This is a genomic window from Actinacidiphila sp. DG2A-62 (genome assembly GCF_035825295.1).
In the GTDB taxonomy this organism is placed as follows: Bacteria; Actinomycetota; Actinomycetes; order Streptomycetales; family Streptomycetaceae; genus Actinacidiphila.
This window is the reverse complement of sequence record NZ_JAYMGI010000002.1, coordinates 7,998,483-8,018,057: the sequence shown is the minus strand read 5'-3', so window position 1 is coordinate 8,018,057 and position 19,575 is coordinate 7,998,483. Positions and strand designations below refer to the sequence as shown.

General features: G+C 76.0%; 17 protein-coding genes and 1 pseudogene. 8 read left to right on the top strand and 10 right to left on the bottom strand.

All coding sequences use genetic code 11. The annotated features are described in order from the left end of the window. Positions 1–2 precede the first annotated feature (2 nt). Positions 3–967, top strand: a pseudogene (locus VSR01_RS35290) (iron-containing redox enzyme family protein). A 95-nt stretch (positions 968–1,062) separates the two neighbouring features. On the opposite strand, the gene VSR01_RS35285 reads toward VSR01_RS35290, so the two are convergent. After that, a complete protein-coding gene (locus VSR01_RS35285) occupies positions 1,063–1,446 on the bottom strand; it encodes an STAS domain-containing protein (RefSeq protein WP_326453046.1) in 384 nt (127 codons plus the stop codon). Between the two features lie 181 nt (positions 1,447–1,627). On the opposite strand from VSR01_RS35285, the gene VSR01_RS35280 reads away from it, so the two are divergent. Beyond that, complete coding sequence (locus tag VSR01_RS35280; RefSeq protein ID WP_326453045.1) at positions 1,628–2,005, top strand: helix-turn-helix transcriptional regulator; 378 nt, start codon at positions 1,628–1,630, stop codon at positions 2,003–2,005. 9 nt (positions 2,006–2,014) lie between these two features. Here VSR01_RS35280 and VSR01_RS35275 read toward each other — a convergent pair whose 3' ends face one another. Beyond that, positions 2,015–2,578 (bottom strand): cysteine hydrolase family protein, encoded by a 564-nt coding sequence (locus VSR01_RS35275; RefSeq protein WP_326453044.1) that lies wholly within the window; start codon positions 2,576–2,578, stop codon positions 2,015–2,017. A 121-nt stretch (positions 2,579–2,699) separates the two neighbouring features. After that, positions 2,700–3,443: an SDR family oxidoreductase gene (locus VSR01_RS35270; RefSeq protein WP_326453043.1), complete on the bottom strand. Its 744-nt coding sequence runs from the start codon at positions 3,441–3,443 to the stop codon at positions 2,700–2,702. 251 nt (positions 3,444–3,694) lie between these two features. Between VSR01_RS35270 and VSR01_RS35265 the strand changes: the two genes are divergently transcribed. Together VSR01_RS35265 and VSR01_RS35260 are read left to right on the top strand one after the other, a co-directional pair. Continuing rightward, positions 3,695–4,300, top strand: a complete 606-nt coding sequence (locus VSR01_RS35265) for a LysR family transcriptional regulator (protein ID WP_326453042.1) — start codon at positions 3,695–3,697, stop codon at positions 4,298–4,300. An 18-nt stretch (positions 4,301–4,318) separates the two neighbouring features. Then, the gene (locus VSR01_RS35260; protein ID WP_326453041.1) at positions 4,319–4,630 is read left to right on the top strand and encodes a hypothetical protein; all 312 of its coding nucleotides are present in this window, start codon (positions 4,319–4,321) and stop codon (positions 4,628–4,630) included. A 242-nt stretch (positions 4,631–4,872) separates the two neighbouring features. On the opposite strand, the gene VSR01_RS35255 is transcribed toward VSR01_RS35260, so the two are convergent. Together VSR01_RS35255 and VSR01_RS35250 are read right to left on the bottom strand one after the other, a co-directional pair. Next, positions 4,873–5,412 (bottom strand): hypothetical protein, encoded by a 540-nt coding sequence (locus tag VSR01_RS35255; protein WP_326453040.1) that lies wholly within the window; start codon positions 5,410–5,412, stop codon positions 4,873–4,875. Positions 5,413–6,234: 822 nt separating this feature from the next. Further along, positions 6,235–7,089 (bottom strand): LysR family transcriptional regulator, encoded by an 855-nt coding sequence (locus VSR01_RS35250; protein ID WP_326453039.1) that lies wholly within the window; start codon positions 7,087–7,089, stop codon positions 6,235–6,237. Positions 7,090–7,286: 197 nt separating this feature from the next. On the opposite strand from VSR01_RS35250, the gene VSR01_RS35245 reads away from it, so the two are divergent. The 4 genes from VSR01_RS35245 to VSR01_RS35230 are packed head-to-tail and all read left to right on the top strand — an operon-like array spanning position 7,287 to position 14,280. After that, on the top strand, positions 7,287–8,288 hold the full coding sequence (locus tag VSR01_RS35245; RefSeq protein WP_326453038.1) for a 4,5-dihydroxyphthalate decarboxylase: 1,002 nt from the start codon (positions 7,287–7,289) through the stop codon (positions 8,286–8,288). A 35-nt stretch (positions 8,289–8,323) separates the two neighbouring features. Next, entirely contained in the window at positions 8,324–8,977 is a 654-nt protein-coding gene (locus VSR01_RS35240; protein WP_326453037.1) for a DUF7019 family protein, read from the top strand. Positions 8,978–8,987: 10 nt separating this feature from the next. Continuing rightward, positions 8,988–12,914 (top strand): WD40 repeat domain-containing serine/threonine protein kinase, encoded by a 3,927-nt coding sequence (locus tag VSR01_RS35235; protein ID WP_326453036.1) that lies wholly within the window; start codon positions 8,988–8,990, stop codon positions 12,912–12,914. A 1-nt stretch (position 12,915) separates the two neighbouring features. Next, positions 12,916–14,280, top strand: a complete 1,365-nt coding sequence (locus tag VSR01_RS35230; protein ID WP_326453035.1) for an FHA domain-containing serine/threonine-protein kinase — start codon at positions 12,916–12,918, stop codon at positions 14,278–14,280. Here the strand turns inward: VSR01_RS35230 and VSR01_RS35225 are convergent. From VSR01_RS35225 to VSR01_RS35205, 5 genes are all read right to left on the bottom strand, one after another. Next, positions 14,277–14,756 carry a hypothetical protein gene (locus VSR01_RS35225; RefSeq protein WP_326453034.1) on the bottom strand — a complete coding sequence of 160 codons (480 nt, stop codon included), beginning with the start codon at positions 14,754–14,756 and terminating at the stop codon, positions 14,277–14,279. The genes VSR01_RS35230 and VSR01_RS35225 overlap by 4 nt on opposite strands. Continuing rightward, entirely contained in the window at positions 14,717–15,853 is a 1,137-nt protein-coding gene (locus tag VSR01_RS35220) for a hypothetical protein (protein ID WP_326453033.1), read from the bottom strand. Before VSR01_RS35220 ends, VSR01_RS35225 begins: the two co-directional genes overlap by 40 nt. A gap of 204 nt (positions 15,854–16,057) precedes the next feature. Beyond that, positions 16,058–17,266, bottom strand: a complete 1,209-nt coding sequence (locus VSR01_RS35215) for a putative PEP-binding protein (RefSeq protein ID WP_442785609.1) — start codon at positions 17,264–17,266, stop codon at positions 16,058–16,060. Positions 17,267–17,296: 30 nt separating this feature from the next. After that, positions 17,297–18,838 carry an FAD/NAD(P)-binding protein gene (locus tag VSR01_RS35210; RefSeq protein WP_326453031.1) on the bottom strand — a complete coding sequence of 514 codons (1,542 nt, stop codon included), beginning with the start codon at positions 18,836–18,838 and terminating at the stop codon, positions 17,297–17,299. Beyond that, a complete protein-coding gene (locus tag VSR01_RS35205; protein ID WP_326453030.1) occupies positions 18,781–19,239 on the bottom strand; it encodes an FAD/NAD(P)-binding protein in 459 nt (152 codons plus the stop codon). Before VSR01_RS35205 ends, VSR01_RS35210 begins: the two co-directional genes overlap by 58 nt. Positions 19,240–19,575 lie beyond the last annotated feature (336 nt).

Here is a 19,575-nt window from a genome sequence, read left to right as displayed (position 1 = left end):
CCCTGCCGGCCGCCCGCGGGCCGGTGTCGGAGTCCGTGCTCGCCGCGCTGCTGCGCCGGCCGGGCGGTCCGCCGCTGCCGCTGGAGACGGCGGCCGACGCCGAGCCGTACGGCGAGGACCTGCACCTGGCGCTCTACGTCCTGTACGAGCTGCACTACCAGGGCTTCGCGGGGGTGCCCGACGTGTTCGAGTGGGACCCCGAGCTGCTGCGGCTGCGCGCGGTGCTGGAGGACCGCTTCCTGGCGGCGCTGCGCGCGGACGTGCCGGGGACGGCGAGCGCCGACGAGGCGCTGGCGCGGATCCTCACCGAGCCGGTCGGCGACCCGGGCGGCGTCAGCCACTTCCTGCGCCGCGAGGGCACGCTGGAGCAGATGCGGGAGTACGCGGCGCTGCGTTCGCTGTACCACCTGAAGGAGGCCGACCCGCACGCGTGGGCCATTCCGCGGCTGTACGGGCGGCCCAAGGCCGCGCTGGTGGCGGTGGAGTTCGACGAGTTCGGGCCGGCCACGCGGAGGGCGTGCACGCGCGGCTGTTCGCCGACCTGATGGTTGACCTCGGACTGGACACGGACTACGGCCGCTATCTGGAGGCGGCGCCGGCCGCAGTGCTCGCGACGGTCAACCTGATGTCGCTGCTGGGCCTGCACCGGTCGCTGCGCGGCGCGCTGGTGGGGCACTTCGCCGCCGTGGAGGTCACGTCCTCGCCCGGTTCGCGGCGGCTGGCCGAGGCGCTGCGCCGGATAGGCGCGGGCCCGGCCGCGCAGCGGTTCTACGACGAGCACGTCGAGGCCGACGCGGTGCACGAGCAGGTGGTGCGGCTGGAGGTGATCGATCCGCTGATCGCCGCGGAACCGCGGCTGGAGGCGGACGTGGCCTTCGGCGTCGAGGCCACCGGCCTGCTGGAGGACCGGCTCGGGGACGTCCTGCTGGCGGCGTGGCGGGAGGGCCGCTCGGCGCTGCGCGGCTGACCGGCGGGGTGCTGCGCGTCGCGGCCCCCTGCGCACGGCGCAGGGGGCCGCTCGCGCGCGGCCGGAGCCGGTGCGGCGGTCGCTCCCGGTACCCCCTACGGCTGCGCGGCGGTCGGAGCGGACGCGGCGGTGAGCAGCGCCTGCGTGCCGGTGATCATGAGCAGCCGGGAGACCGGCCCCGACGGGTTCACCATCCGCAGGTCGCACCCGTAGGCCGCCGCCGTGCGGCGCAGCGCGAGCAGGACGTTCAGCCCTGAGCAGTCCAGGAAGCGCACGCCGCTCAGATCGACGTCCAGTCCCTCCTCGGCGAGCCGCAGGCTGTCCCCCAGCGCGTCACGCAGCATCGGCACGTTGTCGAGGTCGATCTCGCCGGTGAGCGCGGCGCGGGACCGGCCGCCGTCCTCGGTGAGCCGGATGACGAGCCGGCCGCGCAGGTCCCTGACCGTCCGGGCGGCGGGCGGCGTGAGGGCTACCCCCACCGGAGGCAGCTCCCGGCGCTCGTGCGCGAGCGTGACAACCTCTGAGCCGGGCATCATCGCTCCCCTCGCCGACGGACTGTTGCCCGTCCAGCATCGGAGACTACGAGGCACACGTCAAGAAATACACGAAACGATGTTCACGTATCAGGTGACGTGAATGTTTCGTCGTACGATGTCGCCCATGGACGATGCCACGCCGACCCGCCCAGGATGGACCTTCCTGACCAACCACGCACGGGTGCTCGCCGCCATCGCGCGCGACCCCGGGGTACGGGTACGCGACATCGCCACCAGATGCCTGCTCACCGAGCGCGCCGTGCAGAAGATCATCGCGGAGCTGGAGGAGGCCGGCTACCTGGAGCACACCCGGGTGGGCCGGACGAACCACTACACGATCAAGGACGAGACGCCGCTGCGGCACCCCGCCGACGTCGGGCCGACGGTGGCCGACCTGCTGGCCCTGCTGGCGGTGCAGCGCCGGGCCGAGGCCCACCCCGAGTACCAGGCCCCGCCGGAGAACGGGTCCGACGGGGACCGGTCCGACGGCGACGGGTCCTGAGGCCGGGCGTCAGGCGGACGCCGCGCCGAAGTCGACCGCCTTGGTCTCGACGGTGCCGGCGGTGCGGCCGGGCGCCGACTGGTAGGTCCAGTAGAGGTTGGTGTGCGCGATGACCTGGGCCGGCGGCGGGGCGCCCCACGCGGTCTGGTCCTCGGTGGTGTGCGCGTCGCTCACCAGCGTGGTGTCGTAGCCCCGGGTGAACGCGCCGTGCAGGGTGGACCGCACGCACGCGTCGGTCGACGCTCCGGTGACTATCAGACGGCCCACGCCGAGGCCGGCGAGCACCTCCTCCAGTTCGGTGGCCTCGAAAGAGTCGCCGTAGTTCTTGTGCACCAGCGGCTCGGCGTCGCCGGGAACCAGCTCGGGGACGATCCGCCACTCCTCGCTGCCGCGCACCAGGCCCTCGTCGGAGTGCTGGACCCATACGACGGGCACGCCCTCGCGGCGCGCCTTCGCCACCAGGGTGTCGATGTTGGCGACCACCCTGTCCCGCTCGTGGCCGCCCTCCACCACGCCGTTCTGCACGTCGATGACGATCAGTGCGGTGTGCGGGCGGTTCTCCAGTGTGCTCATGGCCTTCCCCGTGTTCTGGCTCGCGGTGTGCGTCCGGCGGTCGGCCGCCGGACTCCTGTGCGTTCCCCACGCTAGCCCCGGCCACTGACAACGGCCCCCGGCCCGGCCGGGGGCCGATCGCTCACAGCTGCGAGCCGCCGCCGTCCACCGCCAGCTCCGAGCCGGTGGTGAACGTGGCGTCGAAGGCCAGGAACGCGACCGCGCGGGCGACCTCCAGCGAGGTGCCGAACCGCTGCATCGGAACACTGGCGACCAGGTCCGCCTTCAGCTGCTCGACCGCCTCCGCCGGCATCGACGCGTCCAGGATGCCGGTGTCGATCGGTCCGGGGCTGACCGCGTTGACGCGGATGCCGCGCGGCAGCAGCTCGCGGGCCATGGTCCGGGTCAGCGAGCGCAGCGCGGCCTTGCTCGCGGAGTACACGCTGAGCATGTCCAGGCCCTTGACGTCGGCGACCGAGGTGGTCATCACCACGCCGGCGCCGTCGTTCAGCAGCGGCGCGAGCTTCTGCACGGTGAAGTACGGGCCCTTGGTGTTGACCGCGAGCACCCGGTCGTAGTCCTCCTCGGCGGTGCCGGCGAGGGGCGCGAAGTGGGTGATGCCCGCGTTCACGAACAGCGCGTCCACCCCGCCGAGTTCGGCCTTCACCCGCTCGGCCAGCGCGTCGATGTCGGACAGGTCGGCGGCGTCGCTGCGCACGGCCACCGCGTCCGGTCCGAGCTGTTCGCGGGCGGCGTCCAGCTTGGCCTGGGTGCGGCCGGTGACCAGCACCCGCGCTCCCCCGTCGGCCAGCAGTCCGGCGGTCACGAGCCCGAGCCCGCTGCTGCCCCCGATGATCACGACGTTCCTGCCGTCATAGGCGCCCATGTCGGACGGCCCCTCTCCACGTTCGAATCCGGTGTCGGCGCGTGCCCCGGCGGGCGCCGGCCCGGCGTCCCGCGGCGGGGCCGCCGCGCACCGTCGAGTCAACGACCGGTCCCGCGGGACTGTCCAAGACCTGTTGCGTACCCCCCTCATAGCCGCGGCGTATGGGGACGCGCGCGGCCGTCCCAGGTGGGCGCGGACCGGGCGCCGAGCAGCCCCGCCCGGGCGGCGCGGGCCGGGAGTACGCTTCCGGTGTGTCCGACGTCTTTCCGCCGCCCGTGCGCGCCGATCTCGGCCCGGACCTCGATCTGCGGCTGGTGCGCTATTTCACCGTCGTCGCCGAGCAGGCGAGCTTCGGCCGTGCCGCCGCCGCGCTGCACCTCGCGCAGCCGTCGCTCAGCCGCCAGATCCGGCGTCTGGAGGCCCAGTTGGGGGTGCGGCTGCTCGACCGCACCTCGCGGGGCAGCGTGCTGACGGCGGCGGGGCGGGCGTTCCTGCCGCAGGCCAGGGCGGTGCTGCAGGCCGCGCGCACCGCCATGGCCAGCGCGCGCGAGGCGGAGCCGCCGCGGTCGGTGACCATCGGCCACGTCGACGACGTGGTGGTCACCCCGGCGGTGCGGGACCTGCACCGCCGGCGGCCGGACGCGCGGGTCCGCACCCGGCACCTGACCAGCCGCACCGCGCACGACGCGCTGATCGGCCGGCAGGTGGACGCGCTGGTCGCGCGGTCGCCGTTCGCCTTCCCGGCGGAGGGGCTGCGGATCAGCGTGCTGTACGAGGAGCCGCGGGTGCTGGTGGTGCCGATCGCGCACCGGTTGGCGGGCAAGGACGCGGTGGGGCCGGCGGACTTCGCGCAGTAGGCGTTCATCCCGTGCCCGATGGCGGCGAGCGCCACGGCGTGGGGCGTCTTCTGGCACCTCGACCCGCGGCCGGGCGAGTGGACCGCGCCCACCGGGCCCGCGCTTATCGACAGCTTCGAGGACAAGCTCGAACTGATCGCCGACGGGCAGGCGGTGGCCGTCCTCCCGGCCGGCGACCGCCGCGTGACGCTGCGCCCCGACCTCACCACCGTCCCCATCGAGGGCGTGGCCCCCTGCCAGGTCGTCCTGGCCACCCGCGCCGGCGAAGAGGACCCCCTGGTCGCCGATTTCCACGACTCCGCGAGGACGCACCTCCCCCAGGCGGCGTGAGCGCTCCCGCGCGGGGTGGGGGCGTCGCGCCCGCGCACGGGCGGTTGGCCGGAGGCCGCCTACGGGCGGCGCGCGAGCGGTTCGCCGCGGCGAGCGGCTGAGCCGGTCGCGGCGGTTCGGGCGAGGCGTGCGGCCCGAGCCCGCGGGTCACCGCGGTACCGGCGGCCCGGCGCTCCGCCTCCGCGCGGCGAGCGGCGGCGGGCGAGCCGGTCGCGGCGGTTCGTGCCGGGCTGTGCGGGCCGCTACGAGGTGCGGCCGCGGGGCGGGCGCTTCGGAGGGGCCGCGGCGGCGCGGGCCGTGCGCGCGGCCCGGTCGGCCCGGTCCAGGGCTTCGGCTGCCGTGTGTTCGCGGTGCTCGGCGCAGTCGTGGGCGCGGTCGGCGTCCGCGAGGGCTTCGCGGGCCTCGGCGGCGCGGCGTTCCGCGGCGTCGCGGGCCTGTCGTGCCTGCTCGCGGCGCTCGCGGGCCTCGGCCAGCGCGGCCTCGGCCGCGGTGTGCTCCTCGCGGCGTTCGCGGGCCGTCCGCTCGGCGGCCTCCGCCTTCTCCCGCGCGCGGTCCAGGCGTTCCTGCCGGATGCGCCTGCGCTCGGCCAGCTCGTCCTTCTCCGCCGACTTCTCCGCCGACTTCTTCGCCGATTCCTTCGCCGCTTTCGCCGCCGCTCTCGCCGCCGGCTTCTTCGCGTCCGGCTTCGTCGCGGCGCGCGGGCCCGGGCCGGCGGCGCGGCGTCCGCGAGGGCGGACAGGCCGGCCGGGCTGAGGGCCGTCTCCAGCCGGCCGGCGGCCCATCGGTCGGCCGCGTCGGGATCGGCGAGCGCCGCCCGCAGCGTAAACTCGACCTCGCGGCGCACGGTGTCGGACAACCGCTGCCCGGACTCCTCGGCGAGCCGCGCGGCCTCGGCCGACAGCGCGCCGATCACGCGCCACTGCTGCCGGGACAGCTCGCGCAACCGTCCGGGGTCGATCGTGCTGTGGGCCTCGCGCAGCGCCCGGCCCAGCTCCAGGAACCGCGCGGTCTCCGCCGGCTTCGAGCGGGCCAGCAGGTTCGCCGCGAACGCGGCGAGCGTGGGCCGCCGGGCGCCGCGTACGGTACGCGCTCCCGCGGCGTCGCCTGCCTGCTTCAGCTCCGCTGCCAGTTCGCCGCGCCGGGCGACGAACCCGGACGGCGGCACGGCGTACAGCTCGTCGAGCGCGGCCTCCGGGCCGACGGCGCCGCGCTCCCCCGAACCCCCCGAGCCCCCCGAGCCCCCGCGAGCGCGCCGCCCGCCCCGGTCGTCACGGCCCCCGCCGCTCTTCCCGCCCGCGCCGCGGCCCCCGCGCCGCCCGCCGCCCTCACCGGCCGCCACAGCGACCCCCTCGCACCCCGGCAGCCGGCCCGGCGCACGAGCCCGGGCTCGACCAGGCGCGCAAGCCGGCGCCCGGCCCCGCGCGGAAGCCCACGGGACCCACGCGCAAGCCCGGGCCCGGCCCCGCGCGCGCGACCGCGCCCGGCCTCGCGGCTGAAGAGTGCCTCATGCTCCCACTGTGCACCGCTCCCCCGGCCGGCGCCGCGCGACGGCCGCCGCCGGCCCGGGAAGCGGGAAGCACCACACGGCCCAGCGCAGTGCCCGCTCAGCCGCCCCAGCCGCCCACCGCCAGGCGGACGAAGTCCCTGACCAGCGGGTTGCGCACCGCCTGCGGCCAGGCCACCACCAGCTCGCTGGGCGGACGGTCGGCGAGAGGTACGGCGACCAGCCCGGCCGGCAGCGGCTGGTCGACCGGGGCGAGCGCCGACGTGCCGTTCCACAGCGCCGCCCGCAGGCAGTCCTGCACCGTGCGCACGGCGGGCGAGGCGTCGTCGGGCGGGCCGCCGGTCCAGTACGCGGTCCACAGCGGATCGGCGCCGTCCGGGAGCCGGACCCAGCGGCGGCCCGCGAGGTCGGCGCGGCGCACCGAGGCACGCCCGGCCAGCGGGTCGTCGTCGCGCACCACCACGCCCACCGGCACCGAGCGCAGCGCATGCGTGACCAGGCCCGTGGCGTCGAAGGGCGTACGGGTGACCGCGACGTCGACCAGTCCGCCGCGCAGGCCCGCAGTGGGGTCGCCGAGATCGGACTCGCGGACGGTCACCCGCGTCCGTGGGTGGCGGGCCCGGAAGGCCGGCACCAGCCGGCCGCCGACGTGTTCCGCCGCGTCCGCGAGCGTGCCGACCGCCAGGTGCGCCGCGCCGGCCGCGGCCGCTACCCGGCCGCGGATGCGGTCCGCGCGGGCCAGCAGCGCGCCCGCCTCGTCGTAGAGGACCGCGCCGGCGGGCGTCAGGACGACGCCCTTGGGGGTGCGCTCGAAGACCTCGACGCCCAGCTCGTCCTCCAGGCCGCGGATCGCCCGGCTGAGCGGGGGCTGCGTCATGTGCAGGCGCCGCGCCGCCCTGCCGACGTGGCGCTCCTCGGCGACGGCGACGAAGTACCGGAGCGAGCGCAGGTCCACGCCTGCCACGATACCCGCGCGGTATCGGGCGCACCGAGGCGGTGTTGGATTCCCGGCCCCGCCCCGGCCGACCATCGAAGACGCCGCAGGCACCCCGCCGCGAGCACGATGCCCCAGGCCCCACGCCGACGGCGCCACGCCGACGACACCCCGGCGCAGCGCCGCGCGGGCGCCGACGCCGACGAGAGGTGACGGCCATGACCGGCCCTTCCGCACTGACCATCGGGTGCTACCCGTACGACACGACCAGGCAGTTGTTCGAGCGGCCGGTGACGGTCGACGGCCTGGACGCCGTCGTCACCACCGCGCCGACGCTTCCGGAGATCTTCGAACGCACGGTGCGCGGCGACGAGTTCGACGTCGCCGAACTCGGACTCACCTTCTACCTGCGGCTGTTGGAGACCGGACTGCCGTTCGTCGCCCTGCCGGTCTTCCCCAACCGGGTGTTCCGCCACAGCTGCGTCTTCGTCAATACGCACAGCGGGATCACCGGGCCGCGGGACCTCGCGGGCCGCACCATCGGCGAGTTCGGCACCTACGGGCAGGACTCCGGAGTGTGGGCCAAGGGCGTCCTGATGGACGAGTACGGGTTCCGGCCGGAGCGCAGCCGGTGGGTGATCGGCGGCCTCGAACGCCCCGCCGCACCCTTCGACTTCGTCCCGCACCCGCATCCGGCCGACGTCGAGGTGACCACCGCGCCCGAGGGCCGCGCCCTGGGCGCCATGCTGGAGGCGGGCGAGATCGACGCGCTGTTCTCCGCGAACGTCCCGCAGTGCGTGCTCGACGGCTCGCCGCACGTGGCACGGCTGTTCCCCGACCACGAGGCCGTGGAGCGCGACTACCACCGGCGCACCGGCGTCTTCCCGATCATGCACGCCGTCGTGGTCCGCCGGGACCTGCTCCGCGCCCGCCCGGGCCTGGCGCGGGCGCTCTACGACCTCTTCTCCCGCGCCAAGGACGCCGCCGCCGACCGCTACCGCGAGCACCGCAGGCTCTACCAGATCCCGACCATGATCCCCTGGGCGAACGCGCTGTTCGAGCGCGCCCAGGAGGAGTTCCCCGAGGACTGGTGGCCGTACGGCGTCGCGGCCAACCGCCGGACGCTGGAGGCGTATCTGCGCCATCACCACGAACAGGGCCTGTCCACCCGGCGGTTGGCGGTCGAGGAGGTCTTCGCCGCCGAACTGCTCGACACCTAGGCGACGTCGCGGCGGGCGCACGATAGCCTCGAAGCGTGGCCAGCCGTTACTACGTGTACATCAGCGATGCCAAGGTCGACATGCTGCTGTCCCAGGTCGACCCGGGCTTCGGCCGCCGGATCATCACCGAGGCGGGCGCGGGGCTGAGACTGTTCAGTGCCAAGCGGACGGTGCAGGCGCCCGAGCCGGACCACATCGCGCGCCTGGAGCGGGTGCTGCGACACCTGGAGGAGGAGGGGCGGGTCGGCGACGTGGACGAGCCGGCGCCGTACTTCCGCGGCCGGCTGCCGATGCGATGGGGCCCGCTGCCCGGCGGCGGGGCGTCGACGGTGTACTTCGCCGGCCGCACCGCGCGGACGATCCTCGGACTCGGCGGCTCCGGCGGCCACGTGCTCGGCCCTGCGGCGCCGCCGCCCGCGCAGTTCGCGCCCTCCTCCCTGCCCGCGCTGCTGGCCGGCCTCGGCGCCGCCCTGGCCGGCGAGGCCGGCGAGGCCGGCGAACTGCCCGCCGACGACGAGCACCTGGGGTGGGTGCACACCGCCGGCCTGCTGCTGCGCGGGCCGCTGCAGGAAGTGGAGTTCCTCGCGCGCCGCCTGCTCACCGGCCCCTCGCCGTACCCCGAGATCGACGGGCGGCCGGATCTGCGGGTGCTGCTGGGCAGTCCGCTGTACGTCGCCCTGGCCGACTGAGGGCACGCCGGTGACGCGGGGGCAGGGGCGGCAGTGGCAGGTCGGCGACGTGATCCTGGACCTGTACGAGGTGCTGGACGCCGTGCACAGCGGTGGCATGGGCGTGGTGCACCGGGTCCGGCACCGCGGCTGGAACATCGACCTCGCCGTCAAGACGCCGCGCCCGCGGGCCGTCGCCTCGCCGCGGGCCAGGCGGCGCTTCGAGGAGGAGGCCGGCACCTGGGTGGACCTGGGCCTGCACCCGCACACCGTCAACTGCGCCTATGTGCGCACCCTGGACGGGCTGCCGCGGGTGTTCGCCGAGTGGGTCGACGGCGGCAGCCTGGCCGACGCGGTGGCCAGCGGCCGGCTCTACGAGGGCGGTCCGGGCGCCGCCCTCGCGCGGGTGCTGGACGTCGCCGTGCAGACCGCGTGGGGCCTGCGGCACGCGCACGACAGCGGCCTGGTCCACCAGGACGTCAAGCCGGCCAACGTCATGCTGGAGCCGGACGCGACCGCCAAGGTCACCGATTTCGGACTGGCCAGGGCCCTGCCGGAGGCGGGACCGGCGGACGCGGAGCCCGGTGGCGGCGCGGGGCCGTCCGGAGGGGCCGGCGGCGTCACGTACGCGGGGATGACCCGCGCGTACCGCTCCCCCGAGCAGGCCGCCGCCGCCGCGGGCCGGCGCGACGTCCGGCTCACGCCCGCCACCGACGTGTGGTCGTGGGCGCTGACCGTGCTGACGATGTTCGCCGGCCGCGTCCCCGCGCCCAGTGGCGAGGCGGGCGCCGAGGCGCTGGAACTGCTGCTGGCGACGGGCCCCGACGACCCCCGGCCGCCGGCCGTGCCGCCGGCCGTGGCCGGGCTGCTGCGGCAGTGCCTGGTGGCCTCCCCCGCCGCCCGGCCGCAGCTCGGCGAGCTCGCGCGGGTGCTGGCCGACCTCTACGGCGAGCTGACCGGGACGCCGTACCCGCGACCCGTTCCGCGGGCCGCCGCGCTGCTGGCGGACGGCCTGTCCAACCAGGCGCTGTCCATGCTGGACCTCGGCCGCCCGCGGGAGGCCGTGGCGCTGTGGGGCCGCGCCGTCACCGCCGACCCCGGCCATCTGCTCGCCCGGTACAACCAGGGCCTGCACCTGTGGCGTACCGCCGCCGTGACCGACCAGGAGCTGCTGGCCACGGTGGCCGCCGCGCGGGACCCGGACGGCGACGGCCGGTCGGTCGAACGGCTGCTGGGCTTCGTCCACTTGGAGCGCGGCGACCCGGAGCGGTCGGCGACGCTGCTGCGCGCGGCGGCCGGGGAGGACCGGGCGGCGGCGGAGGCCGCCGAGGCGCTCGCGGAGGCGGAACGCCGCCCCGGGCTGCGGCCGGTCCTGCTCACGGACGGCGTGGACCTGGTCACCGCGGTGGCCGTCTCCGCCGACGGGCGCCGGGTGCTGTCCGGCGATCACGACGGCCGGCTGCGGCTGTGGGACGCCGAGCACGCCCGGTGCCTGCGCGAGCTGACCGCGCGGGGCGCCCGGGTCACCGCCCTCGCGGTGGACGCGGCGGCCACGGTCGCGCTGGTGGGCCGCGAGCTGGGGCCGCCGGAGCGCTGGGATCTCGTCCGCGGCGAACGGCTGCCGCTGCCCGGCGAACCGCCGGAGGACACGGCGGATGGACGACCGGGCGACGCCCCGGATGCACAAGCGGGGGACGCGGCGGCGTACGGGACCGCGGGCCCGCCCGCGCAAGCCGCCGGACACGTGGCCGGGGACGGCGGCCCGGACCCGGCGCAGGGCGCGGCGGTCACCGCCGTGGCGGTCAGCGGTGACGGCGCGGTCGCCGCCGCCGGGCACGAGGACGGCGGCGTGCGGCTGTGGTTCCTGGCCGGCGGGCGGGCGCCGCTGCGGGTGCGGGCGCACGCGGGAGCGGTCCGCACCCTGGCCCTGGACGCCGCCGGCGCGGTCGCGCTGTCGGCCGCGTCCTCGATGTCCCGCGACCAGGCGATCGCCGTCTGGGACACCGCGAGCGGGCGGCGCGGCGCGACGCTCGCCCAGCCTGCGGACGAGCGCGGCGGGCCCGCCTGGGGCTCGTTCCGCTACGAGAACGCGTTCTCGCCGGACGCCGGGCACGCGCTGCAGATCTGGGACGAGGGGCCGATGGTGCTGTGGGACCGCGCTGCCGGCCGGGCCGTCGCGGGGCCGCCGCATCACCTGCGGCACGTCGGGGTCAGCGCGCTCGCCCCCGGCGGCGCCCTCGCCGTCGTGGGCGCCGGCGGCGCGCCGACCCGCGTCTGGGAGCCGCGGACCGGGCGGTGTCTGCACACGTTCGGAGCCGACGCGCCGGCCGGCGGCGACCCGGAGCCCGTCTCCGCCCGTGCGGCGGGCGACGCGGCAGGCGCAGCAGGCGCGACGGACGCCGCGGACGGACGCGACGGCGCGGACGGACCGGGCGGACCGGGCGCACCGGACGCACCGGACGCACCGGGGACGGCGGACGGACCGGGGACGGCGGACGGCGCGGACGGCGTCGGCGACACGACGTACCTGCGGTGCGCGGCCGTCAGCGGTGACGGGCGCACCGCCGTGCTCGGGCTGGACGGCGCGATCCGGGTGCAGCCGATGCCGGTGCCCGGCTACCGCGCGCCCTGGGCGTACGCCCGGCCGAGGGCGGCGAGCGAGGTGGCCGGTCACGAGGCGCGGTTCCGGGCGCGGATGGCGCAGGCGCGGGAGTTCGTCGCGGCGGAGCGGTACGGGCGGGCGGCGCGGAGCCTGCGGGCCGCGGAGGCGGTGCCGGGGTTCGCGCGCCATCCCGACCTGCGGGAGGCCTGGCGGCTGGTGGGCCGGCACGGGCGCCGGGCGGGGCTGCGCGGGGCGTGGCCGCTGTTCGACCTCGACGGGCAGGGGATGTTCCCGGACCCGCTGGTCCTGGCGGCCGGCCGGGAGGGCGCGTATTTCGCCACCGTCCGGCTGGGCGGCCCGGTCGACGCGTGGGACGCAGCCGACGGGCGTCTGCTGCACGAGTACACCTGGGACGTCGGGTCGGCCGGTGCTCTGCACCTCACCGCCGACGACACGGTCGCCGTGGTCCACGACGACGTCCACCGCACCGTGCACCTGCTGGACCTCGTCGCCGACTGCGCCTATCCGCTGTCGACCACCGGGCGGGTGTCGGCGACGGCCGTGTCGCCCGAGGTCAACTGCGTGCTGACCGGCGAGACCGACGGCCGGCTGCGGTGGTGCGACATGGAGATCCGCCGGGAGCGGCGCACGGTCGACGCGCGCTGGGACGAGGTGCCGGCGCACCGACTGGCGGTGGCAGCGGTCGCCCTCGGCGAGGAGGCCAGGTTCGGCGCGTCCCGCGCCGCCACCCGCACGGACGTCTCCGAGTCCTGGTACCCGCACGACGACGAGCTGTGCCTGTGGAGCCTGGACACCGGGGAGCGGGTGTGGCGGCAGGACGGGCGGCCCCCCGGGCTCAGCCTGGCGTTCAGCCCGGACAGCGGGACGCTGTTCGAGTACGGCGCCCAGGGCCTGTGGGCGTTCGACGTGCCGACCGGCCGCCCGCTGTACGCGGTGGACGGCGTCAACAACCACCACGTCCTCGCCGTCACGCGCGACAGCAGCCGGGCCGTGACGGCCGACCACCGGTCGCTGACCGTGTTCGACACCGCGACCGGCCGCGTGCTGCGGTCGATCGCGGACGCCGGGGAGACCTTGGCGCTTGCCCTCTCCCACGACGGGCGCTACGCCGTGGCGGGCGTCAGGGGCCGGCGGCTGCGGGTGTGGGACCTGGCGTCCGGCCGCCTGCTGCGCACGCTGGAAGGCCACCGCGGCGACGTGCACACCCTGGTCCTGAGCACCGACGGCCACCGGCTCGTCAGCGGCGACTCCCACGGCACGGTCCGCGGGTGGGAGCTGGCCTGGGACTTCGACGTCCAGGACGGCGAGGGCGACGGCCCCGAAGGGCGCGGGTGACGTGGCCGCGGAGGTGACGCTGACCCTCCGCGCGGGTGCGGCCGTCGCGGTGCACACCTTCGTCCGCCGCGCCACCTGCCTGGTCGGGCGCGGCGAGGAGTGCGGCATCCGGCTGGACCGCGGCGAGCGCCGGGTCTCCCGCCACCACTGCGTCCTGGACGTCAACCCGCCGCATGTGACGGTGCGGGACCTCGGCAGCCGCAACGGCACGTACGTCAACGGCTCGGTGCTGCGCGGGCCGGACACCGAGCGGGAGCTGGCCGACGGCGACGAGGTCCGGCTCGGCGGCGCGGTGCTGCGGGTCTCGGTGACCGGCGGGCGGCCCCGCGGGGAAACGGGTGCGCGGACCGGCGGGGAAGCGCGGACCGCGGAGCGGACTGACCCCCTGATCGGCACGCGGACCGGCGGCCGGGCCGGGGACGACGCCGAGGAGGCCGCGCACGCGCTGATGGCCGCCGCGCGGGGCGGCGATCCCGCCCTCGCCCCGCTGCACGGCTGCCGGCTGCTGCAGGAGCTGGGCCGCGGCGGCCAGGGCGTCGTCCACCTGCTGCGGCGCGAGGAGAGCGGCGAACTCCTCGCACTCAAGACTTTGGTGGCGCACGGGCCGGCGAGCGACTCGGCGCGGGACGGGTTCCTGCGGGAGTTCGCGTGCACCCGGGCGCTGCGGCACCGCAACGTGGTCGCCTTCCACGCCGGCGGGGCGTACGGCGACACGTTCTACTTCACCAGCGAGTTCTGCCGTTCGGGCAGCGTCGCGGACCTGGTGGCCCGGCACGGCGGCCGCCTCGGTGTGCGGCGCGCGGTGGCGATCACCCTCCAGACGCTGCGCGGGCTGGAGTACGCGCACCGCGCGCCGGTGCCGGTGCGGCTCGCCGACGGGACGCGGACGGTCCGTCAGGGCCTGGTGCACCGCGACATCAAGCCGCAGAACGTGCTGCTCACCCGGTCGGCGGAGGGCACGGTGGTCAAGATCGCCGACTTCGGCCTGGCCAAGGCGTTCGACAGCGCGGGGCTGTCCGGCCACACGCAGACCGGCGCGATGGGCGGCAGCGTGGCCTTCATGCCGCGCCGCCAGGTCATCGACTTCAAGTACGTCCGCCCCGAGGTCGACCTGTGGGCGGTCACCGCCTGCCTGTACTGGATGCTGACCGGCGCGCCGCCGCGGGACTTCCCCGCGGGCGCCGCGCCGGTCACGGTGGTGCTGCGCGAGCCGCCCGTGCCGGTGCGCGACCGGGTGCCCTCGCTCCCCCGCGCCCTCGCCGAGCTGATCGACGCCGCGCTGGTCGACCGGCCGGACGTCACGCTGACGACGGCGGCCGACCTGTCCCGCGCCCTGCGCCGGGCGGTGCGCCCGGGTACGGACTAGGTTCCGTCCGGGGGTCCGCCGCGGGTGCGGCGGGTGCGGCGGCGTGCGGCGGCGGTCGCGGCGCCGCCGAGCACGACGGCCAGGGCCGCAGCGGCGGCGGCCGGCAGCCAGGCGTGCGACGCGCCGGCGGTCGTCCCGCCCGACACGTCGAGCACGATCGGCGCGACGTCGTCCGCGGCGTCGCCGTCGTGGGTGTCCTCGCCGGAGGTGCGGCGCACCCTGACCGAGCCGCGCGCTCCGGCCACCGCCTTGTCGACGCGCAGGGTCACGTCGACCGCGTACGCCTGGCCGGGTGCGAGCTGGCCCTCGCGCTGCGGCCCCATCCCGCAGTGGTACACGCTCGCGCCGCTGTGCCGGGGCGAGCACCACCAGGGGTTCGGGACCTCCTCGGGGTCGCCCTGGTGCAGGGAGAGCACGGTGGTGCCGGGCGGCGGCGTCACGTCGAGTCCGGTGTCGCCGACGGGCCGCCCGGCCATGCTTCCGGGGCCGTCGTTGCGCACCGAGAGGGTGAACCGCACGACCTGGCCGACCGTTCCGTGCACGGTGGCGCCGACCGCCCGGTAGTCGGCCTGCTGCTCGGCGACGGCCCGGAAGGTCCCCGCGACCCCGCCGACGCGGGCGCTGTCGCCGGAGCCGGCTCCCCGGGACCGGCGCGGTGCATGCCCAGGACGGGGCCGGTGCCGCGGCTGGGCGGTCCGGCGAAGTCCTCGTCGTCGCTCCACGCGGTCACGGCGAGGTCCGTCCCGGCAGGGGGGATCGTGTACGTGACCTCGCCGGACGTCAGCTCCGGCCGGGCCCGCAGGGCGATGGGCGTGTCCACGGCGTACGCGGCGCCGGGCGGGATCTGCCGGGTGAACGTGCACCAGAAGTCGTAGGCGGTGTGCCCGGCCGCGCCGGGGCCCTGCCGGTAGAGGCAGTTGCGCGGCACCTTCCCGGCCGGGTCGAAGCCGACGTCGGAGACGCCCCACAGCACGAAGCCGCCGAGCGGCGCCACCTGGCCGCGGTTCTCCACGACCAGCGGATCGCGGACGACGTCGCCGGGGTGCACGCCGGTGACCGTCGGCACGTCCCGTACCCGCAGGTCCGGCGTGCCGATCACGGTGTGGACGCGGGTGGTGGCGGCTGCGTGCGGGCCGCCGGCGGTCTCGGCGGTCACCAGGATGTCGGCGGTGAAGCCGATCGGCGCGCCCGGCGCGGCGGTGAGCGCGAACGGGTAGTCCCTGACGTCCTTGTCCATCCATTCGCGGCAGGTGACGACCAGGCCCGAGCGGGTGCAGTCGGTGGGCACGTCCGCCACCGTGACCTTCCCGGCCAGCGCGGTGGCGTCGACGGTGAGCCGGCCGGGCACGCCGGTGTCGTCGGAGTCGCTCAGCCGCAGCGGCAGCTGCTCGTTGTGCAGTCCGGCCGGCTGGATCGTCGTGCTGACGTAGTACACGTTCCCACCGACGAACCGCAGCGTCGGTGTGCCGGCCCGCGCGCCCGCCGCGCCCGCCGGGGCCGCGCCGAGGAGCGCCGAGCCGATCAGCGCACAGGCCGCGGCAGCCGTCCGTACCGCCCTGGTCCACGTCCGCACGCGCCTCTCCCCGTCCCGGGCCCGCCCGGGTCCCGCCGTCCGCACCGGCCCGTTCCCGACACCGGCCGTGCGGCCGGTGGTCGCCGATCGGCCACCGGGTACGACGGCCGGGGGCCGGAAACGGTTGTACGGACGTGCGGGCGTCCCGCGGCCGGCGGGTCGCGGGACGCCTGGACAGGGGGAGCGGCGGCGCCGCTCGGGCGGTCACATCTGCGGCTGCGGCTCGCGTTGCCGGCCGGACCGCAGGATGAGCTGCTGGAGTTCGGCGGTGCACATCATGTAGCCGTCGGGCGTCGGCAGGTGCTCCAGGTAGTGCGCGAGGTCGGAGGCCAGCGAGAAGACCCGTACCGGGGTGCCGGCGGCGCGCGCGGACTCCACGACCCTGCGCACCCCGTCCAAAACCGCCGGGTGGCGGGTGCGGTAGGTGTCGGCCACCAGGTGGTTGCCGCGGTCGGCGGCCAGGTAGAACTGCACCAGGTCCTTGATGCCGACGAACAGCTCGCTGACGCCCGCGGCGCACAGCGCGGTGGTGGCGTGCACCGCGGAGGGGGTCTCCACGAACGCCGACAGCGGCGTGCCCTCGGGCAGCCGCAGGTGCTCGCGCAACTGCGCGAACTCCACCTCGTCGGTGACGAACGGCACCGACAGCTCGACCCGGTCCGCCTCGTCGCCGAGCCGCTTGCGCAGCGCCGCGAGCATCGCGTGCAGGGCCTGGCGGTAGGTGGCGGAGCCGACCAGCCAGCGCGCCCCGTGCAGCCCCATCTCGGGGTTCGGCTCGACGGCCACCGGGGCCGTCTCGGTGACGCCGGCGGCGTGGTCCGAGCGCAGGTCCAGCATCCGCAGGATCAGCCGCTGGCCGGGCAGCAGCGCGTCGACGAAGCCGCACAGCCGGTCGGCGATCGCCTGTCCGTAGGCGGCGATGCCGGCCGGTCCGGCGTCCATCGCGTCGAGCGGGCTGAGTCCGGCCGCCAGGCAGATGAACTCCTCGCGGATGAAGAACGACTCCACCCGTGCCGCGTCGGGCCCGGTGGCGTTGATGGTGTCGATGTCCTGGAGGTCGGCGATGACCGCGCAGGCGGAGCCGATGTCCTCCAGCCGGGGCTCGCGCGGCTCCGGCTGCGGCACGGGCGCCGACTCCACCACGATCGACTCGCTGTCCAGGTACAGCGTGACCTCGCCGACCAGGTCGGCGAGGTCCGCCTCGTCCACGCGGAGCACCGGGATGCCCCGGCCGCGGCACAGCGACTGCATGTGCCCGGTCAGCCCGCCGGCGCCGCAGACGACCGCGCGCGACGCCACGATCGCGTCGTACAGGCCCGCTTCGAGGGAAGGGGCGACGAGGATGGAACCCTCGCGTGGACTTCTGGTGCGATTGCAGGTGCCTCGCACCACACTCTCGGTGCCACCAGCCAACAGGAATCCCTGAATCCGTCGCCCGTTCAACTAGCCCTCCGGATCTTCGGCGTTGCCTATCCCCAGTTGTCGACGTAGCTGCCGTGGCGTCACGGAGACGTCGGTGAGCCGTCGTACCGCGGCCCGGTTGACGACCGCCCGTACCAGGCGGTCGTGCCGGGAAGCATCCGTCGGAAGGGTCGGACGGCCGGCCATGGCGCGGATACACGTTTCCAGCAGCGAATCGAGCACGTCCCGTTCGCTGCGCACACGTGTGGCCAACCGCCGCACCTCCAGCACCACAGCCTGCTCCAATGCCGCCGGGACCGCTTCCTCTGTCTTGCTGACGTAACTCCGGTCATGCGGGTGTCGAGCCAACTCGCGGCGCACATCGTCCTCGAACAATTCCACGTGTTCGATGGCGTGCGCCGCAACCGCGATCGAGTGATTCTTGATGGCCGCAAGATTGAAGGCGAACGCGCCGGTTCTGCCGTTCCGCACGATCTCGTCGCCCTCGCGCAGCACGCCGACGGCGGAGACCGGCCCGACCGGCTGGCCGTCGGCGTCCAGCAGCGTGCCGTGCTCGTCGACCTCCAGGCCGCGTCCGGTGCGCTCGTGCGGCACGGCGATGCCGCGCTGCAGCAGATTGCGCCACAGCGGCTGGCCCACCCTGGCGTAGTCGCTCTCGCGGCCGAAATTGGACACCACGAGGTCGGCCTCGACGGTGTATTTCTCCTCCTGCCCGGTGACCGTGACGACCAGCCGGCCGGAGTCGGCGGAAGCCGCGGGGGCGGAACCGGAGGAGGCGGCGGGAACCGCCGGGGTGATCGACTCCACCCGGCCGACCAGGAGCTTGAGCGGCCCGTCCGCCGGGCGCATCGCGCGCTCGATGACGGACATCGTGTAGTCCATCGCGCCGACCCGTAACGCGGCGATCGTGGTGCCGAACTCGTCGAGCAGACTGCGCAGTTCGCGGGTGGGGATACGGTCGATGGCTTCCGGGAGGTACGGCTCCCACGCCTTGGTCACGCGCTCGGCGACGATCACCGGGTCGATGTCGGGGTGCTCGCGCTCCAGCGTGGCGCATGCGGTGCGCCACTCCCGCACCACCCGGCCGAGGAACTCCTCGCGGTCCCGGAAGGGCTCCAGCAGGGCCGCGGGGCGCGGCAGCCGGACCACGCCGTGCTCGTGGCCGCCGGGGTAGGTGCGAAAGATGGTGCCGGACTTGGAGATGAGGTGGATCCGGCCGGTGTGGCCGGCCCGCAGCAGCAGGCCGGCCGCGTCGTAGGCGCTCAGCACCGAGCCGACGATCGCCACGGTCGCGTCGCGCGGGAGGGTGGAGAGCTTGCGGATGCCGGCCGCGGAGTACGGGTTGCGGACGAAGGAGCCGTGCCCGACGACGTCGGCGGCGAACGGCGGCTCCTTGAGTTCGAGCCCGGTGGCCAGCACCACGTGGTCGGCGGTGACCAGGGAGGTGCCGGGCAGCGGTCCTGGCCGGACCCCGGCGAGCTCGCCCGGGTCCAGGTCGCGCACGGTCACCTCGACGCCCTGGGCGCGGATCTCCAGGTCGACGGCCTCGCCGTCGGCCGGCACCAGGACGGCGCCGGGCCGGCCTCCCGCACGGCCTCGGCGAGCCGGTCCTCCAGGTAGTCCTGGAAGATCCGGCGCGGCGCGGGTCCCTGCTCGACGAAGGTGGCGGCGGCCCACTGCGGCGGCCAGTCCCCGCGGTCGGCCTCGGAGTTGGCCCAGTGGACGAAGTCGAGGACGTCCTCCCGGAACACCGACATCCGGCCGGCCTGGATGTTGAAGACGTGGTCCCAGGGGTTGCCGTCGCGGTGGTAGGCGACGCCGGCCGACCGGTAGTCCGAGCGGCGTTCGAGCAGCACGACCTCCAGCGGCTGGCGCGCGAAGTGGAGCAGTCGGATCGCCGTCGCCGTGCCGGCCAGGCCCGCCCCGACGATCAGCACTCGGGGGCGCGCGCCCGTTCGACTCATGAAGCCTCCCCGTGAACGGATGAACGCCCGGCCGATGCCGTCGTGCCGGGCGCCTGGTGTCGCTGACGGTGTGCCAACTTGCGTGCGTACGTGGACGGTTCGTGAGCCAGCGGGCCACCAGGCTAATGCCGGGGCGGGCGGTGTTCGCTTCAGTTGGCGGATTCGGCACCCGAAGCGGCCGGAAGCGGAGGCATGCGTGACGGAACGCCATGGCGCGGCGGCGGAGCGCAGCCGGGCCGGGTGCGGCGGCGGAGCGCAGCCGGGCCGGGTGCGGCGGCGGAGCGCAGCCGGGCCGGGTGCGGCGCGCGGCCCGGGGAGGGGCTGTCCGGGCCGCGC

Excerpts from the sequence above, each read along its gene's own strand:
- VSR01_RS35280 (WP_326453045.1), top strand. The coding sequence starts at position 1,628 with ATGGACGATGCCACGCCGACCCGCCCAGGATGGACCTTCCTGACCAAC.
- VSR01_RS35275 (WP_326453044.1), bottom strand. The coding sequence starts at position 2,578 with ATGAGCACACTGGAGAACCGCCCGCACACCGCACTGATCGTCATCGAC.
- VSR01_RS35270 (WP_326453043.1), bottom strand. The coding sequence starts at position 3,443 with ATGGGCGCCTATGACGGCAGGAACGTCGTGATCATCGGGGGCAGCAGC.
- VSR01_RS35260 (WP_326453041.1), top strand. The coding sequence starts at position 4,319 with ATGGCGGCGAGCGCCACGGCGTGGGGCGTCTTCTGGCACCTCGACCCG.
- VSR01_RS35255 (WP_326453040.1), bottom strand. The coding sequence starts at position 5,412 with ATGGGCCGCCGGCCGGCTGGAGACGGCCCTCAGCCCGGCCGGCCTGTC.
- VSR01_RS35245 (WP_326453038.1), top strand. The coding sequence starts at position 7,287 with ATGACCGGCCCTTCCGCACTGACCATCGGGTGCTACCCGTACGACACG.
- VSR01_RS35225 (WP_326453034.1), bottom strand. The coding sequence starts at position 14,756 with ATGGCCGGGCGGCCCGTCGGCGACACCGGACTCGACGTGACGCCGCCG.
- VSR01_RS35205 (WP_326453030.1), bottom strand. The coding sequence starts at position 19,239 with ATGAGTCGAACGGGCGCGCGCCCCCGAGTGCTGATCGTCGGGGCGGGC.